The 20140-nt window shown below is 59.9% G+C and carries 21 protein-coding genes and 1 other RNA gene; 18 read left to right on the forward strand and 4 right to left on the reverse strand.

All coding sequences use genetic code 11. From position 1 onward, the window contains the following. Positions 1–48: 48 nt before the first annotated feature. The 18 genes from ccoN (GHN92_RS15675) (at position 49) to GHN92_RS15760 (ending at position 16434) form a co-directional block, all read left to right on the forward strand. Positions 49–1473, forward strand: coding sequence for a cytochrome-c oxidase, cbb3-type subunit I (gene ccoN / locus GHN92_RS15675; protein ID WP_019826669.1), 1425 nt, complete (start codon positions 49–51; stop codon positions 1471–1473). Positions 1474–1483: 10 nt separating this feature from the next. Beyond that, positions 1484–2092: a cytochrome-c oxidase, cbb3-type subunit II gene (gene ccoO, locus GHN92_RS15680; RefSeq protein ID WP_095002752.1), complete on the forward strand. Its 609-nt coding sequence runs from the start codon at positions 1484–1486 to the stop codon at positions 2090–2092. Between the two features lie 15 nt (positions 2093–2107). Beyond that, positions 2108–2299, forward strand: a complete 192-nt coding sequence (locus GHN92_RS15685) for a cbb3-type cytochrome c oxidase subunit 3 (RefSeq protein ID WP_095002822.1) — start codon at positions 2108–2110, stop codon at positions 2297–2299. Further along, complete coding sequence (gene ccoP, locus GHN92_RS15690) at positions 2296–3234, forward strand: cytochrome-c oxidase, cbb3-type subunit III (RefSeq protein WP_095018988.1); 939 nt, start codon at positions 2296–2298, stop codon at positions 3232–3234. Before GHN92_RS15685 ends, ccoP (GHN92_RS15690) begins: the two co-directional genes overlap by 4 nt. A gap of 468 nt (positions 3235–3702) precedes the next feature. Further along, entirely contained in the window at positions 3703–5145 is a 1443-nt protein-coding gene (gene ccoN, locus GHN92_RS15695) for a cytochrome-c oxidase, cbb3-type subunit I (protein ID WP_095002754.1), read from the forward strand. After that, positions 5145–5756 (forward strand): cytochrome-c oxidase, cbb3-type subunit II, encoded by a 612-nt coding sequence (gene ccoO, locus GHN92_RS15700; RefSeq protein ID WP_016780305.1) that lies wholly within the window; start codon positions 5145–5147, stop codon positions 5754–5756. Before ccoN (GHN92_RS15695) ends, ccoO (GHN92_RS15700) begins: the two co-directional genes overlap by 1 nt. A 5-nt stretch (positions 5757–5761) precedes the next feature. Next, positions 5762–5953: a CcoQ/FixQ family Cbb3-type cytochrome c oxidase assembly chaperone gene (locus tag GHN92_RS15705; protein ID WP_003447209.1), complete on the forward strand. Its 192-nt coding sequence runs from the start codon at positions 5762–5764 to the stop codon at positions 5951–5953. Beyond that, the gene (gene ccoP, locus GHN92_RS15710) at positions 5950–6927 is read left to right on the forward strand and encodes a cytochrome-c oxidase, cbb3-type subunit III (protein ID WP_095002755.1); all 978 of its coding nucleotides are present in this window, start codon (positions 5950–5952) and stop codon (positions 6925–6927) included. The genes GHN92_RS15705 and ccoP (GHN92_RS15710) overlap by 4 nt, the downstream gene beginning before the upstream one ends. Positions 6928–7070: 143 nt before the next feature. Beyond that, positions 7071–7322 (forward strand): type II toxin-antitoxin system Phd/YefM family antitoxin, encoded by a 252-nt coding sequence (locus tag GHN92_RS15715; protein WP_095002756.1) that lies wholly within the window; start codon positions 7071–7073, stop codon positions 7320–7322. Beyond that, entirely contained in the window at positions 7322–7732 is a 411-nt protein-coding gene (locus tag GHN92_RS15720) for a type II toxin-antitoxin system VapC family toxin (protein WP_133144953.1), read from the forward strand. Before GHN92_RS15715 ends, GHN92_RS15720 begins: the two co-directional genes overlap by 1 nt. Positions 7733–7947: 215 nt before the next feature. After that, entirely contained in the window at positions 7948–9363 is a 1416-nt protein-coding gene (gene ccoG / locus GHN92_RS15725; RefSeq protein WP_095002758.1) for a cytochrome c oxidase accessory protein CcoG, read from the forward strand. An 11-nt stretch (positions 9364–9374) separates the two neighbouring features. After that, positions 9375–9917, forward strand: coding sequence for a FixH family protein (locus GHN92_RS15730; RefSeq protein ID WP_095002759.1), 543 nt, complete (start codon positions 9375–9377; stop codon positions 9915–9917). Between the two features lie 106 nt (positions 9918–10023). Further along, positions 10024–12474, forward strand: coding sequence for a heavy metal translocating P-type ATPase (locus GHN92_RS15735; RefSeq protein WP_095024091.1), 2451 nt, complete (start codon positions 10024–10026; stop codon positions 12472–12474). A gap of 20 nt (positions 12475–12494) precedes the next feature. Next, the gene (gene ccoS / locus GHN92_RS15740; protein WP_095002761.1) at positions 12495–12725 is read left to right on the forward strand and encodes a cbb3-type cytochrome oxidase assembly protein CcoS; all 231 of its coding nucleotides are present in this window, start codon (positions 12495–12497) and stop codon (positions 12723–12725) included. After that, the gene (locus GHN92_RS15745; protein ID WP_095025020.1) at positions 12718–13401 is read left to right on the forward strand and encodes a sulfite exporter TauE/SafE family protein; all 684 of its coding nucleotides are present in this window, start codon (positions 12718–12720) and stop codon (positions 13399–13401) included. The genes ccoS and GHN92_RS15745 overlap by 8 nt, the downstream gene beginning before the upstream one ends. Positions 13402–13597: 196 nt before the next feature. Beyond that, positions 13598–14980, forward strand: a complete 1383-nt coding sequence (hemN, locus tag GHN92_RS15750) for an oxygen-independent coproporphyrinogen III oxidase (protein WP_153380558.1) — start codon at positions 13598–13600, stop codon at positions 14978–14980. Between the two features lie 120 nt (positions 14981–15100). After that, positions 15101–15835, forward strand: coding sequence for a fumarate/nitrate reduction transcriptional regulator Fnr (gene fnr / locus GHN92_RS15755; RefSeq protein ID WP_029611340.1), 735 nt, complete (start codon positions 15101–15103; stop codon positions 15833–15835). 53 nt (positions 15836–15888) lie between these two features. After that, on the forward strand, positions 15889–16434 hold the full coding sequence (locus GHN92_RS15760) for an adenine phosphoribosyltransferase (protein WP_095002764.1): 546 nt from the start codon (positions 15889–15891) through the stop codon (positions 16432–16434). Between the two features lie 121 nt (positions 16435–16555). Here the strand turns inward: GHN92_RS15760 and recR are convergent, their stop codons facing one another. From recR to ffs, 4 genes are all read right to left on the reverse strand, one after another. Beyond that, on the reverse strand, positions 16556–17158 hold the full coding sequence (gene recR / locus GHN92_RS15765) for a recombination mediator RecR (protein WP_016780292.1): 603 nt from the start codon (positions 17156–17158) through the stop codon (positions 16556–16558). Positions 17159–17276: 118 nt separating this feature from the next. After that, positions 17277–17615 carry a YbaB/EbfC family nucleoid-associated protein gene (locus GHN92_RS15770; protein WP_095002765.1) on the reverse strand — a complete coding sequence of 113 codons (339 nt, stop codon included), beginning with the start codon at positions 17613–17615 and terminating at the stop codon, positions 17277–17279. A 77-nt stretch (positions 17616–17692) separates the two neighbouring features. Then, complete coding sequence (gene dnaX / locus GHN92_RS15775; RefSeq protein ID WP_095025019.1) at positions 17693–19744, reverse strand: DNA polymerase III subunit gamma/tau; 2052 nt, start codon at positions 19742–19744, stop codon at positions 17693–17695. A gap of 222 nt (positions 19745–19966) precedes the next feature. Beyond that, positions 19967–20063: signal recognition particle sRNA small type (ffs, locus tag GHN92_RS15780), an RNA gene on the reverse strand. Positions 20064–20140: the final 77 nt, after the last annotated feature.

Raw genomic sequence — 20140 nt, forward strand, 5'->3', positions numbered from 1 at the left:
ATAACTCCAGGCGTGCGTTTGACGCGCCTGAACCGTGGATGGGGAACCATGAACACTTCTACAAGTACCGCCTATAACTACAAGGTGGTCCGCCAATTTGCCATTATGACGGTGGTTTGGGGCATCGTCGGTATGGGGCTCGGCGTTTTTCTCGCCGCGCAGTTGGTTTGGCCAGAACTTAACTTCAATTTGCCTTGGACCAGTTTCGGGCGCCTGCGCCCATTGCACACCAACGCGGTGATTTTCGCCTTCGGCGGCTGCGCGCTGTTCGCGGCTTCATTCTACTCGGTGCAACGCACCTGCCAGGCCACCCTGTTTTCGCCGAAAATCGCGGCGTTTACCTTCTGGGGCTGGCAGCTGGTCATCGTCCTGGCGGCCATCAGCCTGCCACTGGGTTACACCAGCTCCAAGGAATACGCCGAGCTGGAATGGCCGATCGACATTTTGATCACCATTGTCTGGGTGGCCTACGCCATCGTGTTCTTCGGCACGATCATGAAGCGCAAAACCAAGCATATTTACGTGGGCAACTGGTTCTTCGGCGCGTTTATCGTGACCGTGGCGATTTTGCACATCGTCAATAACCTGGAAATCCCGGTCAGTTTCACCAAGTCCTACTCGCTCTACGGTGGCGCCACTGACGCCATGGTGCAGTGGTGGTACGGGCATAACGCTGTGGGCTTTTTCCTGACAGCTGGCTTCTTGGGGATGATGTACTACTTCGTGCCTAAACAGGCCGAACGTCCGATCTACTCCTATCGCCTGTCCATCGTGCACTTCTGGGCATTGATCACCCTGTACATCTGGGCGGGCCCCCACCACCTGCACTACACCGCGCTGCCGGACTGGGCGCAGTCGCTGGGCATGGTGATGTCGCTGATTCTGCTGGCACCGAGCTGGGGCGGCATGATCAACGGCATGATGACCCTCTCGGGCGCCTGGCATAAGCTGCGCAGCGATCCGATCCTGCGCTTCCTCGTGGTGTCCCTGGCCTTCTACGGCATGTCGACCTTCGAAGGCCCGATGATGGCAATCAAGACCGTCAACGCCCTCTCCCACTACACCGACTGGACCATCGGCCACGTACACGCCGGTGCCCTGGGCTGGGTGGCGATGATTTCGATCGGCGCGCTGTACCACATGATCCCGAAAATCTTCGGCCGCCCGCAGATGTACAGCCTGGGCCTGATCAACGCGCACTTCTGGCTGGCCACCATCGGCACCGTGCTCTACATCGCCTCGATGTGGGTCAACGGCATTGCCCAGGGCCTGATGTGGCGCGCAGTCAACGAAGACGGCACGCTGACTTACTCCTTCGTCGAAACTCTGGTGGCCAGCCACCCGGGCTATGTCGTGCGACTGGTCGGTGGTGCAATCTTCTTCAGCGGCATGTTGCTGATGGCTTACAACACTTGGCGCACCGTGCGTAACGCCGAGCCCGCTGAAGTCGTAGCCGCCGCGCAGATGGCCTGAGGAGTTGGCAATGAAACACGAAGTCGTTGAAAAAAATATCGGCCTGATGCTGTTGCTGATGATCCTGTGCGTAAGCGTGGGCGGCCTGACGCAAATCGTCCCGCTGTTCTTTGAAGACGTGACCAACACCCCGGTGGAGGGCATGAAGCCTTACACCGCACTGCAACTGGAAGGTCGCGACATCTACATCCGTGAAGGCTGCGTGCAGTGCCACTCGCAGATGATCCGTCCGTTCCGTGCCGAGACCGAGCGTTATGGTCACTACTCGGTAGCCGGTGAGAGCGTGTGGGATCACCCCTTCCTGTGGGGTTCCAAGCGCACCGGGCCGGACCTGGCCCGCGTCGGTGGCCGCTATTCGGATGACTGGCACCGCGCGCACTTGTACAACCCGCGCAACGTCGTGCCCGAATCAAAAATGCCAGCTTACCCATGGCTGGTGGCCTCGCCGGTAGACAGCAGCCATACCGAGAAAAAACTCGAAGTAATGCGCACCCTGGGCGTGCCTTACACCGACGAAGACATCGCCAACGCCAAGCAGTCCGTGCAGGGCAAGACCGAGATGGACGCTCTGGTCGCCTACCTGCAAGTGCTGGGCACTGCCATCAAGAGCAAGAGGTGAGCCATGGTCTTGGAGATGAGTAGTGGAATGATTCGCGGCCTGGGCACCGTGGTGGTGGCCGTGGCGTTTATAGGCCTGGCGCTGTGGGTGTTCAGCCCGCGACGCAAATCGGAGTTTGAAGACGCGACCTTACTGCCATTCAAGGACGATCCAGAGGCGATTCAACACGTCGAGAAAGAACAAGCGTCTAGGAGTAAAAAAGCATGACCACCTTCTGGAGTCTGTACATATGCGTGCTGACTATCGGCACGCTGATCGGCCTGACCTGGCTGCTGGTCAGCACGCGCAAGGGCGAGACCAAAAGCGATACGGTCGAAACCATGGGCCACAGCTTTGACGGCATCGAGGAGTACGACAACCCGCTGCCACAATGGTGGTTCATGTTGTTCGTCGGCACGCTGGTATTTGCCGTGGGCTACCTGATCCTGTACCCGGGCCTGGGCAACTGGAAAGGCCTGCTGCCCGGCTATGAGAATGGCTGGACCGGTGTACATGAGTGGGAAAAGGAAATGGACAAGGCGGACGCCAAATTTGGGCCCATCTACGCCAAATATGCCTCCATGCCCGTTGAACAAGTCGCTCAGGATCCGGCAGCACTGAAAATGGGCGGGCGCCTGTTTGCTTCCAACTGCTCGGTGTGCCACGGCTCGGATGCCAAGGGCGCTTTCGGCTTCCCTAACCTGGCCGACAACACCTGGCGCTGGGGCGGCGACGCCGACACGATCAAGGCCACCATCATGGGCGGTCGCATCGCGGCAATGCCGGCCTGGGGTGAAGTACTGGGTGAAAACGGAGTCAAAAACGTCGCCGCCTATGTACGCCACGACCTGGCGGGCCTGCCCCTCCCTGAAGGCGCCACTGTCGATCTGACGGCTGGCAAGCAAGCCTACGAAACCACTTGCGTGGCCTGCCACGGGGCAAACGGTAAAGGCATGCCGCTGATGGGCGCGCCAGACCTGACCCAACCAGCCGGTTTTATCTACGGCACCAGCCTGGCGCAATTGCAACAAACCATTCGCCACGGCCGTCAGGGCCACATGCCTGCGCAAAACGATTTGTTGGGCAACGACAAGGTACAGCTGCTGGCGGCCTACGTGTTCAGCTTGTCACACGGTAATCAAGAGGAAAAAACAGCCGAATAATTACCGGACATTTCCTGCCGCATCATTTTGGTGCGGCAGTTCCCGCCTCAAAGCGCGACCAAGTGTCGCACCTCTTTCAGCCCCGCCATTGCTCTCCCGCCATTCAGGACTAAGCTCAACGCTTGTGTGAGCCGGATCTGTGCAGCGCCACGTCAAGTGAAACTAACCGGTAAGTTGAAGGGCAGCGTTACGGGCCACAATGGTGGGTTTGCACCGGCTATCGTGCATTACGATGTTTGCCGCGCCTTGCCCCCACCTCAACCCGCCCGCCTCGACCCCTCCACTTTTGCCCTGCATGCGGCGTTTTTGGTGAGGTCACTTTGACCTTACTCCGCGCATGGAAAGGCCGCAGAACAAGCCTTGGAAAGCATTGACCGGGGTCATGGTTCGTTGCAATAGCCCTACGCTTTATACATACTTGCGACCGATTTTTATCCTAATAAAATACCTAAACCGTGGAACCTTAGAATGAGCACAGCAATCAGCCCGACTGCTTATAACTATAAGGTAGTCCGCCAGTTCGCCATCATGACGGTGGTCTGGGGGATCCTTGGCATGGGGCTCGGGGTTTTCATCGCGTCACAGCTTGTGTGGCCTGAATTGAACCTTGGCCTCGAGTGGACGACCTTCGGCCGTCTGCGTCCCCTGCATACCAACCTTGTGATCTTTGCCTTTGGTGGCTGTGCATTGTTTGGCACCTCCTACTACGTCGTGCAGCGAACCTGCCAGACACGACTGATCTCCGATTCGCTGGCCTCGTTTACCTTCTGGGGTTGGCAAGCGGTTATCGTCGGCGCGATCATCACCCTGCCACTGGGTTACACCACCACCAAAGAATACGCCGAGCTGGAATGGCCTTTGGCTATTTTGCTGGCCATTGTCTGGGTGACCTACGGCATTGTGTTCTTCGGCACCATCACCAAGCGTAAAACCAAGCATATCTATGTCGGTAACTGGTTCTACGGTGCATTCATTGTCGTGACGGCAATGCTGCATATCGTCAACCACGCGTCCCTGCCGGTGAGCTTCTTCAAGTCCTACTCGGCTTATGCCGGTGCGACTGACGCCATGATTCAGTGGTGGTACGGCCATAACGCGGTAGGTTTCTTCCTGACTACCGGCTTTTTGGGGATGATGTACTACTTCGTGCCCAAGCAGGCCGAACGTCCGATCTACTCCTATCGCCTGTCCATCGTGCACTTCTGGGCGCTGATCACCCTGTATATCTGGGCCGGTCCGCACCACTTGCACTACACCGCACTGCCGGACTGGGCCCAGTCTCTGGGCATGGCGATGTCGATCATCCTGCTGGCACCCAGCTGGGGCGGCATGATCAACGGCATGATGACCCTCTCGGGCGCCTGGCATAAGCTGCGCACCGACCCGATCCTGCGCTTCCTCGTGGTATCCCTGGCCTTCTACGGCATGTCGACCTTCGAAGGCCCGATGATGGCGATCAAGACCGTCAACGCGCTGTCGCACTACACCGACTGGACCATCGGCCACGTACACGCCGGCGCTCTGGGCTGGGTGGCGATGATTTCGATCGGTGCCATGTACCACATGATCCCCAAAGTCTATGGCCAGAAGCAGATGTACAGCACCGGCCTGATCAACGTTCACTTCTGGCTGGCGACTATCGGTACCGTGCTCTACATCGCCTCGATGTGGGTCAACGGCATCACCCAGGGCCTGATGTGGCGTGCGATCAACGACGACGGCACCCTGACCTACTCGTTTGTCGAAGCACTGCAAGCCAGCCACCCGGGCTTTATTGTTCGCGCCCTTGGCGGTGCCATTTTCGCCAGCGGTATGCTGTTCATGGCCTACAACGTGTTCCGCACCGTGCGTGCCTCGAACCCGGTAGAAGCTGAAGCGGCGACCAAGATCGCTGTAGTTGGAGCGCACTGATGATCAAGCACGAAACAATCGAGAAGAACATCGGCCTGATGGCCTTCTTCATGGTTATCGCCGTGAGCATCGGCGGCCTTACCCAAATCGTTCCGCTGTTCTTCCAGGACGTAACCAACACCCCGGTCGAGGGCATGAAGCCGCGTAGCGCGCTGGAACTGGAAGGCCGTGACATTTATATCGCCAACGGCTGTGTCGGCTGCCACTCGCAGATGATCCGTCCGTTCCGTGCCGAAACCGAACGCTATGGCCACTATTCGGTTGCCGGTGAAAGCGTGTGGGACCACCCGTTCCTGTGGGGCTCCAAACGCACCGGCCCGGACCTGGCCCGAGTGGGCGGGCGTTACTCCGATGACTGGCAGCGCGCGCACTTGTATAACCCGCGCAACGTCGTGCCCGAATCGATCATGCCGGCTTACCCGTTCCTCGTTGAGCGCAAGCTGGACGGCAAGGACACCGCGAAAAAAATGGAAGTCTTGCGCACGCTTGGCGTCCCTTACACCGACGAAGACATCGCCGGGGCCAAGGATGCAGTGAAGGGCAAAACCGAAATGGACGCACTGGTGGCTTACCTCCAGGGCTTGGGCACCATCATCAAAAGCAAACGGTGATCTGAATGGATATCGGGATGATTCGTGGCCTGGGCACTGTCGTCGTGATGGTGGCTTTTATCGGTTTGGCATTGTGGGTATTCAGCCCGCGACGCAAGTCAGAATTTGACGACGCGACCCTGTTGCCGTTCAAGGATGATCCCGAAGCCATCAAGCACGTCGAGCAAGAGCAAGCTTCTAGGAGTAACAAAGAATGACTACGTTCTGGAGTCTGTACGTTACAGTCCTCACTCTGGGTACCATCTTCGCCCTGACCTGGTTGTTGCTGGCCACCCGCAAGGGCCAGCGCAGCGAGCAGACCGACGAGAAAGTCGGCCACGCGTTCGACGGCATCGAAGAGTACGACAACCCAATGCCGAAATGGTGGTTCATGCTGTTTGTGGGCACCGTCATTTTCGCCCTCGGCTACCTTGTGCTGTACCCGGGCCTGGGTAACTGGAAAGGCCTGCTGCCGGGCTACCAGTACCTGGACACCAAAGAGCAGACGCCGTTTGCCAATGGTCAGACCGGCTGGACCGGTGTACACGAGTGGGAAAAGGAAATGGCCAAATCGGACGCCAAGTTTGGGCCGATCTTCGCCAAATTCGCAGCCATGCCCATCGAAGAAGTGGCCAAGGACCCGCAAGCACTGAAAATGGGTGGCCGCCTGTTCGCCTCCAACTGTTCGGTGTGCCACGGCTCCGACGCCAAAGGCGCCTACGGCTTCCCCAACCTGACCGACGCCGACTGGCGCTGGGGCGGGACGCCTGCCGACATCAAGACCACCATCATGGCCGGCCGTCACGCGGTCATGCCGGGCTGGTCCGAAGTGATCGGTGAGCAAGGCGTAAGCGACGTTGCCGCCTACGTGCTGACCAGTCTCGACGGGCGCAAGCTGCCGGAAGGTGCGAAAGCCGACCCTGCCAAAGGCAAGGAAATCTACGCGACCAACTGTGCGGTTTGCCACGGGCCGGAGGGCAAGGGCAACCCGCTGATGGGCGCACCCAACCTGACTCACCCGGGGGCGTTTATCTACGGTTCGAGCTTTGCTCAACTGCAGCAGACCATCCGCTACGGCCGTCAGGGCCAGATGCCTGCCCAGGCTGACCTGCAGGGGAACGACAAGGTTCACTTGCTGGCCGCCTACGTGTACAGCCTGTCCCATGGTGATGAAGCCAAGACAGACGAGTAACGCGCTAGTTTGAACGCTGCAAAAAATGGCCCCGCCAACGACAGTTGGCGGGGCCATTTTGTTTCAGGGCTGCAGCAGCTATTGCCGTACACACCCACAAGGTAGTAACGTTTCTACATTGTATTTTTGGGGAGGATCAGCCCATGACCATCACCACCATTTCAAGCCGCGAATTCAACCAGGACACAAGCGGTGCCAAAAAAGCATCGCAACAAGGGCCTGTTTACATCACTGACCGTGGCCGCCCCGCCCATGTACTGCTATGCATGGAGGAGTACCAACGGCTAACCGGCCTGGACACCAGCATTGTCGACCTGCTGGTGATGCCCGAAACAACGCCGGTTGAATTCGAACCCGAACGCGCAGTCATCACGCCGCGCCCAGTGGATTTCTAATGTTCCTGCTCGATACCAACGTAGTTTCTGAACTGCGCAAAACCCAGGCCGACCCTGCAGTGGTGGCCTGGGCCCGCAGCGTCCCGGCTTACAAACTGTATATCTCGGCCATTACCCTGCTGGAAATCGAAACTGGCATCTTGCGCCTGGAGCGCCGCGACCCGGGTCAGGCCGCCCCCTTGCGCAACTGGCTTGAAGTACATGTTATGTCTGCTTTTGCCGGGCGCGTGCTGTCAGTCGATGGCGCCGTTGCCAGACGCTGCGCCCGCCTGCATGTGCCTGACCGCAGCAATGAATGCGACGCCCTGATCGCGGCCACCGCACTGGTGCATGACATGACCGTGGTTACCCGCAATACCCGGGACTTTGCCTTTAGCGGCGCCCCTTTGCTCAACCCTTGGGAGCTTTGACTCAGCCAGAACGCAACTCACCTGCAGGTGTAAGTCAATTGATCCATGTCATGAGTTGTTACAACTCCTATACCAACTTGCCATTTTCCGGAACGCGACCAAAGGTCGCACCCTTGAGCTAGAGTCACAGGGGTATCATTACGCTATCGCAACACCTTCTGACCGCGGTCGGCACGTACTGACCGAGGCATTTTCCACTGCCGTGGGACGCACTAATGAGCAATCAGATTCCTGTACACAACGTCACTCCACCTGCCAAAAAACCCGCTGAAAGCACTGACCTGTACGCGGCCAGGGAGAAAATCTACACCCGCGCCTTTACCGGGCTTTTCCGCAATCTGCGCATTGGCGGCGGAGCGCTGTTGTTCCTGCTGTATTTCGGTACGGTATGGCTCAACTGGGGCGGTCACCAGGCGGTGTGGTGGAACCTGCCCGAACGCAAATTCTTTATTTTTGGCGCCACCTTCTGGCCACAGGATTTCATCCTGCTCTCGGGGCTGCTGATCGTCGCGGCCTTTGGCCTGTTCTTTATTACGGTTTACGCCGGGCGCGTGTGGTGCGGCTACACCTGCCCGCAAAGCGTTTGGACGTGGGTGTTCATGTGGTGCGAGAAGGTCACTGAAGGCGACCGCAACCAGCGCATCAAGCTCGACAAGGCACCGATGAGCGCCAACAAGTTTGTGCGCAAGTTCAGCAAGCACACACTCTGGCTATTGATCGGCTTTGTCACCGGCATGACCTTTGTCGGCTACTTCTCACCCATCCGCGAACTGGTGATCGACTTCTTCACTGGTCAGGCTGATGGCTGGGCGTATTTCTGGGTCGGCTTCTTCACCCTCGCCACCTATGGCAACGCCGGCTGGCTGCGCGAGCAGGTGTGCATCTATATGTGCCCGTATGCGCGCTTCCAGAGCGTGATGTTTGATAAAGACACCCTGATCGTTTCCTACGACCCGCGCCGTGGTGAAGTCCGTGGCCCGCGCAAAAAGGACGCCGACTACAAGGCCATGGGCCTGGGCGACTGCATCGACTGCACCATGTGCGTGCAGGTATGCCCGACCGGGATTGATATCCGCGATGGCCTGCAGATCGAGTGCATCGGCTGCGCGGCCTGTATCGATGCCTGCGACAGCATCATGGACAAGATGAACTACCCCCGCGGCTTGATCAGCTACACCACCGAGCACAACCTCTCCGGCCAGAAAACCCATAAGCTGCGTCCGCGCCTGATCGGCTATGCCCTGGTATTGCTGACCATGATGGGTCTGCTGGCCGCTGCGTTCTTTACCCGCACGCTGGTAGGCTTCGACGTGAGCAAAGACCGCGTGCTGTATCGCGAGAACGCCGAAGGGCGGATCGAAAACGTCTACAGCCTGAAGATCATGAACAAGGACCAGCACGACCACACCTACGTGCTGGAGGCCACCGGCCTGCCGGATCTCAAGCTGCAGGGCAAACGCGAAATCAAGGTCGCGGCCGGCGATATCGTCAGCCTGCCGGTCGAGCTGTCAATTGCCCCCGAGAAGCTGCCGTCGAGTACCAACGAGGTGTTCTTTATCCTCAAGGACGCCGACAACAACGACGTCAACGTTAAAGCCAAGAGCCGATTCATCGGCCCACAAATCAGATAAGAGAACTCGACATGCCCGCAGCAAATGCTTCCAGCCCCTGGTACAAGCACATCTGGCCATGGATCATCATTGCCATCCTGGCCTGCTCGGTAACCCTGACCCTGTCGATGGTCACCATTGCCGTGAACAACCCGGACAACCTGGTCAACGATAATTACTACGAGGCGGGCAAAGGCATCAATCGGGCACTGGACCGTGAGCTGCTGGGCCAGACCCTGCAACTCAAAGCCAAGTTGCGCCTGGATGAAATGACCGGCGAAGTCGTGCTGCTGCTTGAGGGCAACAGCAAGCCGCAAGTGCTGGAACTGAACCTGATTTCACCGACCCAGCCGGAAAAAGACCGCAAGGTCAGCCTGAGCCAGAGCGCAACGGAACCGGGTCGCTATATCGGCCAACTGGATGACAAGATTGAAGGTCGCCGCTTTGTTGAGCTGCTGGGTGTTGAAGATGGCAAGACCTGGCGCCTGTTCGAAGAAGAACTGGTCGGCCACGACAAGGACCTGCTGCTGGGCGACGAGCCCATTCAAGGCGCTGAAGACCACAAGTCGAAATAACCCCATCGCGGGCAAGCCCGCTCCCACAGGGATGCGCGAACCCTGTGGGAGCGGTCTTGTCCGCGATGACGTATTTTCTGGTGACACAATATCGCGATAGAGCACCATGACCACTCCCGTTCCCTGCTATCACTGCGCCCTGCCCGTCCCCCCCGGCAGCCGGTTTACCGCCGTTGTTCTGGGCGAAGTTCGCGAGTTCTGCTGCCCCGGCTGCCAGGCAGTGGCCGAGGCTATCGTCGCTGGCGGTCTCGAAAGCTATTACCAGCACCGCAGTGAAGCATCCGCCAACCCTCAAGCCCTGCCCGTGCAACTGGTTGAAGAGTTGGCGCTGTATGACCGCCCCGATGTGCAAAAACCCTTTGTCCGACATGAGGGCGAGCAAGCCGAAACCACCCTGCTGATCGAAGGCATCAGCTGCGCCGCCTGTGGCTGGCTGATCGAAAAGCACCTGCGCCATCTGCCAGCCGTCAGTGAAGCGCGACTCAACTTGTCCAACCATCGCCTGCAGGTACGCTGGGACGATAGCCAATTGCCATTGAGTGAAGTCCTCAGCGAACTGCGCCATATCGGCTATGCCGCGCACCCGTACCAGGCCGACCGTGCCACCGAACAATTGGCCAGCGAAAACCGCCTGGCCTTGCGCCAGCTCGGTGTCGCCGGGCTGCTGTGGTTTCAGGCCATGATGGCTACCATGGCCACCTGGCCAGAGTTCAATATCGACCTCAGCCCCGAGATGCACACCATCCTGCGCTGGGTAGCGTTGTTTCTGACAACACCTATCGTGTTCTACAGTTGCGCCCCCTTTTTCAAAGGCGCCATGCGCGACCTGCGCACCCGCCACCTGACCATGGATGTGTCAGTCTCCCTGGCCATCGGCGGTGCTTATATCGCCGGGATCTGGACGGCCATCACCGGCGTCGGCGAGCTGTATTTCGATGCTGTGGGCATGTTTGCCCTGTTTTTGCTGGCCGGCCGCTATCTGGAGCGCCGCGCCCGCGAGCGCACCGCCGCCGCCACTGCGCAATTGGTCAACCTGCTGCCAGCCTCATGCCTGCGCCTGAGCGCTGACGGGCAAAGCGAACGCATTCTGCTGACTGAACTCAAGGTCGGCGACCGGGTGCTGGTGCACCCCGGCTCAATCCTGCCGGCTGACGGCAAGATCCTGGATGGTCAGTCCAGCATCGACGAATCCCTGCTGACTGGCGAATACCTGCCACAACCACGGCAGATTGGCGACGCCGTCACGGCCGGTACCCTGAATGTGGAAGGCGCGCTGACCGTTGAAGTCATGGCGCTGGGCCAGGACACGCGCCTGTCCGCCATCGTGCGCCTGCTTGATCGCGCTCAAAGCGAAAAACCTCGCCTTGCGGAGATTGCCGACAAGGCCGCGCAGTGGTTCCTGCTGTTCTCATTGATCGCTGCTGCGGGTATCGGCCTGTGGTGGTGGCAACTTGATGCATCACGGGCCTTCTGGATTGTCCTGGCGATGCTGGTCGCCACCTGCCCTTGCGCTTTGTCGCTGGCGACGCCGACCGCACTCACCGCCGCTACCGGCACCCTGCACAAGCTGGGCCTGCTACTGACCCGTGGCCATGTGATCGAAGGCCTGAACCAGATCGACACAGTGATTTTCGACAAGACCGGCACCCTGACTGAAGGACGCCTGGCGCTGCGGGCCATTCGCCCTTTGCGCGAGCTGGACAGCGACCACTGCCTGGCCCTTGCGGCCGCTCTGGAAAACCGCTCCGAGCACCCGATTGCCCGTGCGTTTGGCCGCGCTGCGCAAGCCGCTGAAGAAGTACGCAGCGTGCCTGGACTGGGCCTTGAAGGGCTGGTCGGCGAGCAGCGCTTGCGCATAGGCCAGCCAGGATTTGCCTGTGAGCTGAGCCAGTGCCCGATCCCGGACATGCCGGACGAACCCGGCCAATGGCTGCTGCTGGGCGACACCCAAGGCGTGCTGGCCTGGTTTGTTCTGGACGACCGCCTGCGGGACGATGCCCCGGCATTGCTGGCAGCGTGCAAGGCCCGCGGCTGGCACACGCTGCTGCTGTCGGGGGACAGTTCGCCGATGGTCGCCAGCGTGGCCGCCGAACTGGGGATCGATGAAGCTCAGGGCGGCTTGCGCCCGGATGACAAATTGCAGGTCTTGCAAAAACTGCACGCCCAAGGCCGCAAGGTGCTGATGCTGGGGGATGGTGTCAACGATGTACCTGTGCTCGCCGCTGCCGATATCAGCGTGGCCATGGGCTCGGCGACCGACCTGGCGAAAACCAGCGCCGATGCGGTGCTGCTGTCCAACCGCCTGGACGCGCTGGTGCAAGCGTTCAGCCTGGCGCGACGGACCCGACGGGTGATCATCGAAAACCTGTTGTGGGCCGGACTCTATAATGGCCTGATGCTGCCATTCGCCGCACTGGGCTGGATTACTCCGATCTGGGCCGCCATCGGCATGTCGATCAGCTCACTGACCGTGGTGCTCAACGCCTTGCGCCTGACGCGCATGCCCGCCCAGGCGCATACTCCAGCCATGCCACACTCTCGCCCGCTACCGGCTTGACCCGGTCCCCTGGAGCCCTTATGCCAGCGCTTTACATCATGATTCCGGCGGCCCTGCTGATTGTCGCCATCTGCATCTTTATCTTCTTCTGGGCAGTCGACAGCGGCCAGTATGATGACCTGGACAGCCCAGCCCACAGCATCCTGTTCGATGACCAGGATCCGCAGCATACCGCTGCCGTCGAAGAAGCCAAAAACCTGCACCCGGAGTCGGCCAGCGACACCGACAAAAAAGCCCCGCCCCATGCTTGAGCTGGCCCCGCTGCTGGTATCGGCCGTTATCCTGGGCCTGCTCGGGGGCGGACACTGCCTGGGCATGTGCGGCGGTCTGATGGGCGCGCTGACGCTGGCCATCCCCAAAGAGCAACGCAGCCGACGCTTCAGGCTGCTGCTGGCCTACAACCTTGGCCGAATTCTCAGCTATGCCACAGCAGGACTACTGCTGGGGCTGGCAGGCTGGGCAGTAGCCAACAGCCCGGCGGCCATGTTTATGCGCATCCTCGCCGGTTTGCTGCTGATTTGCATGGGCCTGTACCTCGCCGGCTGGTGGAGCGGCCTGACCCGCATTGAAAGCCTGGGCCGCGGCCTGTGGCGCCATATCCAGCCGGTGGCCAGCCGCTTGTTGCCGGTCACCAGCCTGCCGCGCGCCTTGCTGCTGGGGGCACTGTGGGGCTGGCTGCCCTGCGGGCTGGTGTACAGCACGTTGATCTGGTCCGCCAGCCAGGGCAGCGCAATCGACAGTGCATTACTGATGCTGGGGTTCGGGCTGGGCACCTGGCCCGTGCTGCTGGCCACCGGCCTTGCCGCAGAACGTGTCACCGCAGTGCTGCGCAAACGCAGCGTGCGCATGGCTGGAGGATTACTGGTGATCCTGTTCGGTATCTGGACCCTGCCCGGTCCCCATCAGCACTGGTTGATGGGGCACTAGACAGAACCCGTGGGAGCGAGCTTGCTCGCGATGGCATCACCGCGATTTGCCTGACACATTGCGTCGCCGGTATCGCGAGCAAGCTCGCTCCCACAGGTGCACTTGCCAATCACAGCTGTTGATGCAAATCAAGATGCTACAACGACCCACCCCCTAGAATCCGCAGCATTGCCAGCCATCCCAGGGGAATGCCCGCATGCTCGACGCCATTCGTTGGGACCCAGAATTGATCCGCCGCTACGATCTTGCCGGACCGCGCTACACCTCATACCCGACAGCCATGCAGTTCAACAGCCAGGTCAGCCCGTTCGACCTGCTGCACGCCCTGCGCGAAAGCCGCAAGGCTCTGCGCCCGCTGTCGTTGTATGTGCACGTGCCGTTTTGCGCCAATATTTGCTATTACTGCGCCTGCAACAAGGTCATTACCAAAGACCGTGGCCGGGCCCAGCCCTACCTGCAGAAACTCGAGCAGGAAATCCAGATGATCGCCTGCCACCTCGACCCCAGGCAGAAGGTCGAGCAACTGCACTTTGGTGGCGGCACCCCGACTTTTCTTAGCCACGACGAATTGCGCCAACTGATGGCCAAGCTGCGTCAGCAATTCAATCTGCTGGACGACGACTCCGGCGACTACGGCATCGAAATCGACCCCCGCGAAGCCGACTGGTCGACCATGGGCCTGTTGCGTGAACTGGGCTTCAACCGTGTCAGCATCGGCCTGCAAGACCTCGACCCGGACGTGCAAAGGGCGGTCAATCGCCTGCAAAGCCTGGAAGAGACCCGGGCAGTGATCGACGCTGCACGCACGCTGCAATTTCGCTCGATCAATATCGACCTGATCTACGGCCTGCCCAAGCAGACCCCGGAAGCCTTTGCCCGCACCGTTGAAGAAGTGATCAGCCTGCAGCCCGATCGCCTGTCGGTGTTCAACTACGCGCACTTGCCTGAACGCTTCATGCCCCAACGACGCATCAACACCAGCGACCTGCCCTCGCCTGCCGCCAAGCTGCAGATGCTGGAGCGCACCATCGAGCAACTGACCGGCGCCGGCTACCGCTATATCGGCATGGATCATTTCGCCCTGCCAGACGATGAACTGGCCATCGCCCAGGAAGAATCAACCCTGCAACGCAACTTCCAGGGTTATACCACCCACGGCCATTGCGACCTGATCGGGCTTGGTGTCTCCGCCATCAGCCAGATCGGCGACCTGTACTGCCAAAATGACAGCGACCTGGCCAAATACCAGCACACCCTGGCCAGCGGCCAGCTCGCCACCAGCCGTGGCCTGGTATGCAATCAGGATGACCGTATCCGTCGCGAGGTCATCCAGCAGATCATCTGCAATTTGCACCTGCCGTTCGCGACCGTGGAGCAGGCGTTCAATATCGACTTTCGCGGCTATTTTGCCCCTCAGTGGCCGACGCTCAAGACCATTGCCGCCGACGGCCTGATCGCCCTGGACGACCAGCAACTGACTGTGCTGCCTGCTGGCAGGCTGCTGGTGCGCTCGGTGTGCATGGTGTTCGACGCTTACCTTGAGCAACAAACCCGTCAGCGCTATTCGCGGGTGATCTAAGGTCGCAAACACGACCTCTACAGCATGAGATGAGTGCCCTGGCATGGTGCGGCTGGTCTAGCCCCCCCACGCTGGGTTACCCTTGCATCTTATGTGTGTTTTCCTACAAGGATTTAAGAAATGTCCGAGCCAGTAAAAGTGCGCGCTCACACTCAGGCACAGTGCAAGGATTGCAGCCTGGCCCCACTCTGTTTGCCACTTTCGTTGAACCTGGAAGACATGGATGCGCTGGAAGAAATCGTCAAGCGCGGCCGCCCACTGAAAAAAGGCGAGTTCCTGTTCCGCCAGGGCGACACGTTTGGCTCGGTTTACGCGGTACGTTCCGGCGCACTGAAAACCTTCAGCCTGAGCGACAACGGTGAAGAGCAAATTACCGGTTTCCACCTGCCCAGCGAACTGGTCGGCCTGTCGGGTATGGACACTGAAACCTACCCGGTATCGGCCCAGGCGCTAGAGACTACACCGGTATGCGAAATCCCTTTCGAACGTCTCGACGAACTCTCCGTGCAACTGCCGCAACTGCGTCGCCAGCTGATGCGTGTAATGAGCCGCGAAATCCGCGACGATCAGCAAATGATGTTGCTGCTGTCGAAAAAAACCGCCGACGAACGTATCGCCACGTTCCTGGTCAACCTGTCAGCGCGTTTTCGTGCTCGCGGCTTCTCGGCCAATCAGTTCCGCCTGAGCATGTCGCGCAACGAAATCGGCAATTACCTGGGCCTGGCCGTTGAAACCGTGTCCCGCGTGTTTACCCGCCTGCAGGAAAACCAGTTGATCACTGCCGAAGGCAAGGAAGTGCATATTCTTGACCCGATCAAGCTGTGTGCCCTGGCCGGTGGTTCGCTGGAGGTTTGACACGGCCTGACGGGTTATACTGGCGCGCTTAACGCTCCCCAGGACAGCCCGATATGGTCTCCGACGATTTTTGCCTCAAAACCCTGATTCGCCCGGTTATTGATTTCCCCAAGCCGGGCGTCATCTTTCGCGACATCACCCCCCTCTACCAGTCGCCCCGCGCCATGCGCGTGATCGCCGACAGCTTTATCGAGCGCTACGTCGAGGCTGACTTCAGCCATATCGGCGCCATGGATGCCCGCGGCTTCCTGATCGGCTCGGTACTGGCCCACCAGCTCAATAAACCGCTGATCCTGTTTCGCAAACAGGGCAAATTGCCCGCAGACGTTTTGGCCGAAGGCTATCAGACGGAATATGGCGAAGCGTTTCTGGAGGTTCACGCCGACAGCCTGTGCGAGGGTGACTCGCTGCTGATCGTCGATGACCTGATTGCTACGGGCGGCACGCTGATTGCGGCAGCCAACCTGGTGCGACGCATGGGTGCGCAGGTGTTTGAAGCAGCGGCCATTATCGACCTGCCCGAACTGGGCGGTTCGCAGCGCTTGCAGGATTTGGGTGTGCCTACTTTCTGTCTGACGGAATTTTCGTTGACCGAGTAATACCGACACGTGGGAGCGGGCTTGCTCGCGATGGCATCAGCGCGGTTCAACTGAATACCGCGGTGCCTGCATCGCGAGCAAGCCCGCTCCCACAGGAGTCCCCTCTCCCCTGCAATCGCAATCAGAGCGTAATCGGCCGACGCCCCGAGAACGAGTGCGCCAAAGTACCGCCATCCACCAGTTCCAGCTCGCCACCCAGCGGCACACCGTGGGCGATACGCGACGCTATCAGGCCTTTGTTGCTCAGCAACTGGGCGATGTAATGCGCAGTGGCCTCGCCCTCAACCGTTGGATTGGTGGCCAGGATCACCTCCGCAAACGTACCCTGCTCTGCAATACGCGCCATCAATTGCGGAATGCCTATCGCCTCAGGGCCTAAACCATCGAGCGGCGACAAATGCCCCTTGAGCACAAAGTAACGGCCGCGATAACCGGTCTGTTCCACGGCATACACGTCCATCGGCCCCTCGACCACGCACAGCAAGGTGTCATCCCGGCGCACATCGGCACACTGCGGGCACAGATCATCTTCGGTCAGGGTTCTGCACAAACGGCAATGCCCCACGCCTTCCATCGCCTGAGTCAGCGCCAGGGCCAGGCGCGAGCCGCCACTGCGATCACGCTCAAGCAATTGCAACGCCATGCGCTGGGCGGTCTTTTGACCCACGCCCGGCAAGGTACGCAAGGCATCGATCAGTTGGCGAATCAGAGGGCTAAAGCTCATAAGGAAAGGTCCGACAAAACAACGAGACGCGGTTTATACCCTCGGTGTGAGCTAGCGTCAAATACCCGTAAAACAGGCAAAAAAATGCCAGGCTCATGGCCTGGCATTTCAGCATGCCTTAGAACGGCATCTTCATGCCCGGCGGCAGTTGCATGCCGGCGGTCACACCAGACATTTTGTCCTGGCTGTTGGCTTCGATCTTGCGCACGGCGTCGTTGACCGCTGCGGCGAACAGGTCTTCCAGCACTTCGCGGTCGTCTTCGCTCACACCTTCCAGCAAAGTCGGGTCAATGCTCACCCGCTTGACGTCATGACGGCCGGTCATGACCACAGTGACCATATCGCCACCCGCCTTGCCGGTGACTTCAGCATTGGCCAGCTCTTCCTGCATCTTGGCCATTTTTTCCTGCATCTGCTGCGCCTGCTTCATCAGGCCGGCCATGCCACCTTTCATCATGGGAATCACCTCAAACGTTATTTGGACAATGCACCCGCAATCAAAACGACTGCGGGCTGTAAGTTTCTGCTCTGGCGTTACGACACTTGAGCCTGAGCCACCTCTAAAGGTTGAATCGTATCTTCGCGTACGGCCGCACCGAACTGCTCGACCATCTGCCGGACCACCGGGTCAGCATGGATCGACTCTTCGGCCAGACGCTGGCGCTCTGCGCGAAAACGCGAAGCCGCCTGGGCCGGGGTTTCCTGCTCCGGCTTGACCAGCTCAATCGTGACTTTGAGTGTACGCTGAGTGAACTGGTTCAGTGCATCGTTGAGTCGACGCTGCTGGGTCAGGTTGAACAACGCGCTGTGGGCCGGGTCCAGATGCAACAGCCAGTCATCACCGTCAACCGCAATCAGCGTGCAGTTGGCGCCAATGCTGGCGGTCATGCCCGACACCGGTAATTTGGGGAACATCTCCAGCCATTCAAGGGCCAGACCGGTCGCCGGCATCGCCGCAGGCAGCGGTTCGGGCGCAGGCGCTGGCTCGCTGGCATGCTCACTGGCCAGCTCGTCGAGGTAGCTGTAGGCCGCCGAATCCATGTCCGGCTCAATGTAGTCTTCGTCCAGGGGCGGCTCGTCGTCACGATCCATGCCCGACACCGCTGCGTCCACCTGCTCGACGGTCGGCTCTGGAAGCGGCGCCGCGATCCACTCCGGCGCATCCGGCACCACACTGTCCGGCGTCGGCAGCGGCATCGGCGGCAACTCAGGAGGCTCGCCAATGGTGTCCAACACCGACTCGGGCGCAACCTTGACCTCAATCACCGGGGCAGCCGGCTCGTTCCAGGGCAAGTCCTTTTCCGCCACTGACGGAGCCTTGGGCGCCTGCACAGGCTCGGCAACCGCTTCGACCACAGGCGGTACCGGTTGCACTGCCACCGGTGCCGGCGCGGCCGGCACTGGCTCGACAGGGGACGTGGCCGCCACGGTTGGGGCGGAATCAACTGTGGCCTGGCTGATCCCCACTGGCTTTAGCGGCTGACTCGGCGCGTTGCCGGTGTCTGCCGGGCGGAAGGCCAGCATTCGCAGCAGGACCATTTCAAAGCCACCACGGGGGTCTGGCGCCAGCGGCAAATCGCGCCGGCCAATCAGGCCCATCTGGTAATAAAATTGCACATCTTCGGCAGGCAACGCCTTGGCCAGGGCCAAGACGCGATCGCGGTCGCCGTGACCATTATCGACACCTTCAGGCAACGCCTGGGCAATGGCCACGCGATGGAAGACGTTGAGGATCTCGGACAGCACGCCATTCCAGTCCGGGCCCTGCTCGGCCAGATGGCGAACGGCCTCGAGCATGGCCCTGGCATCACCTTCGATCAAGGCGTGCAACAGGTCGAACACCTGACCGTGATCCAGCGTACCAAGCATCGCCCGCACATCACCCGCCAGTACCTTGCCCTCACCGAAGGCAATGGCCTGATCGGTGAGGCTCATGGCATCACGCATCGAGCCATCGGCGGCGCGACCGAGCAGCCACAGCGCATCATCTTCAAACGGCACGTTTTCGACACTGAGAACGTGGGTCAAATGCTCGACCACGCGCTCGGGTGTCATGTTCTTCAGCGAAAACTGCAGGCAGCGCGACAGGATCGTGGCCGGCAATTTCTGCGGGTCGGTGGTCGCGAGGATGAACTTGACGTAAGGCGGCGGCTCTTCAAGGGTCTTGAGCAGCGCATTGAACGAATGGCTGGAGAGCATGTGCACTTCGTCGATCAGGTAGACCTTGAAGCGCCCGCGGCTCGGCGCGTACTGCACGTTGTCGAGCAGTTCGCGGGTGTCCTCGACCTTGGTGCGGCTGGCGGCGTCGATTTCGATCAGGTCGACAAAGCGCCCTTCATCGATTTCACGGCACACGGAGCACTCGCCACAGGGAGTCGAGGTGATACCTGTTTCACAGTTCAGGCATTTGGCGATGATCCGCGCAATGGTGGTCTTGCCGACGCCACGGGTACCGGTGAAAAGGTAAGCGTGGTGCAGGCGCTGACTGTCCAGGGCATTGATCAGAGCCTTGAGCACATGGGTCTGGCCGACCATTTCGCGGAACGAGCGCGGACGCCATTTACGTGCAAGAACCTGATAACTCATTGATAACCGTCGCGTCAGAAAAGCGGAGGGGGCTAATGCTAGCGGAGCAAGGGCAAAATTGCATCCGATGCGCACGTTTAACTGCGCACAGCCTTGGCATAGACCTTTTTACCCACGCACAGAAAATCATCGCCCGGTCTTTTGACCGTCGAACAAGGCTTGACTGCAAGATTTGGAGTTTGGTTCGAACCCGACAGAACTGCGGGTTTAAAATGGAGGCAACCCCACCAGCCACACCCCGGCACACAATGTTCCCGCTGTGGCTGCTTCCTTCCGGATCTGACCAGGTTCACGGGTAATCGTTGCGGGGGGACCGATAGGGTCACCATAACAACATCCGCTTAGCAGCGAACGGCGCCATTGTACCTGTCTGAGAAAAACTTACAACCGCTGCGG

This window comes from Pseudomonas sp. FSL R10-2964, assembly GCF_009600035.1.
Taxonomy (GTDB): Bacteria; Pseudomonadota; Gammaproteobacteria; order Pseudomonadales; family Pseudomonadaceae; genus Aquipseudomonas; species Aquipseudomonas bubulae.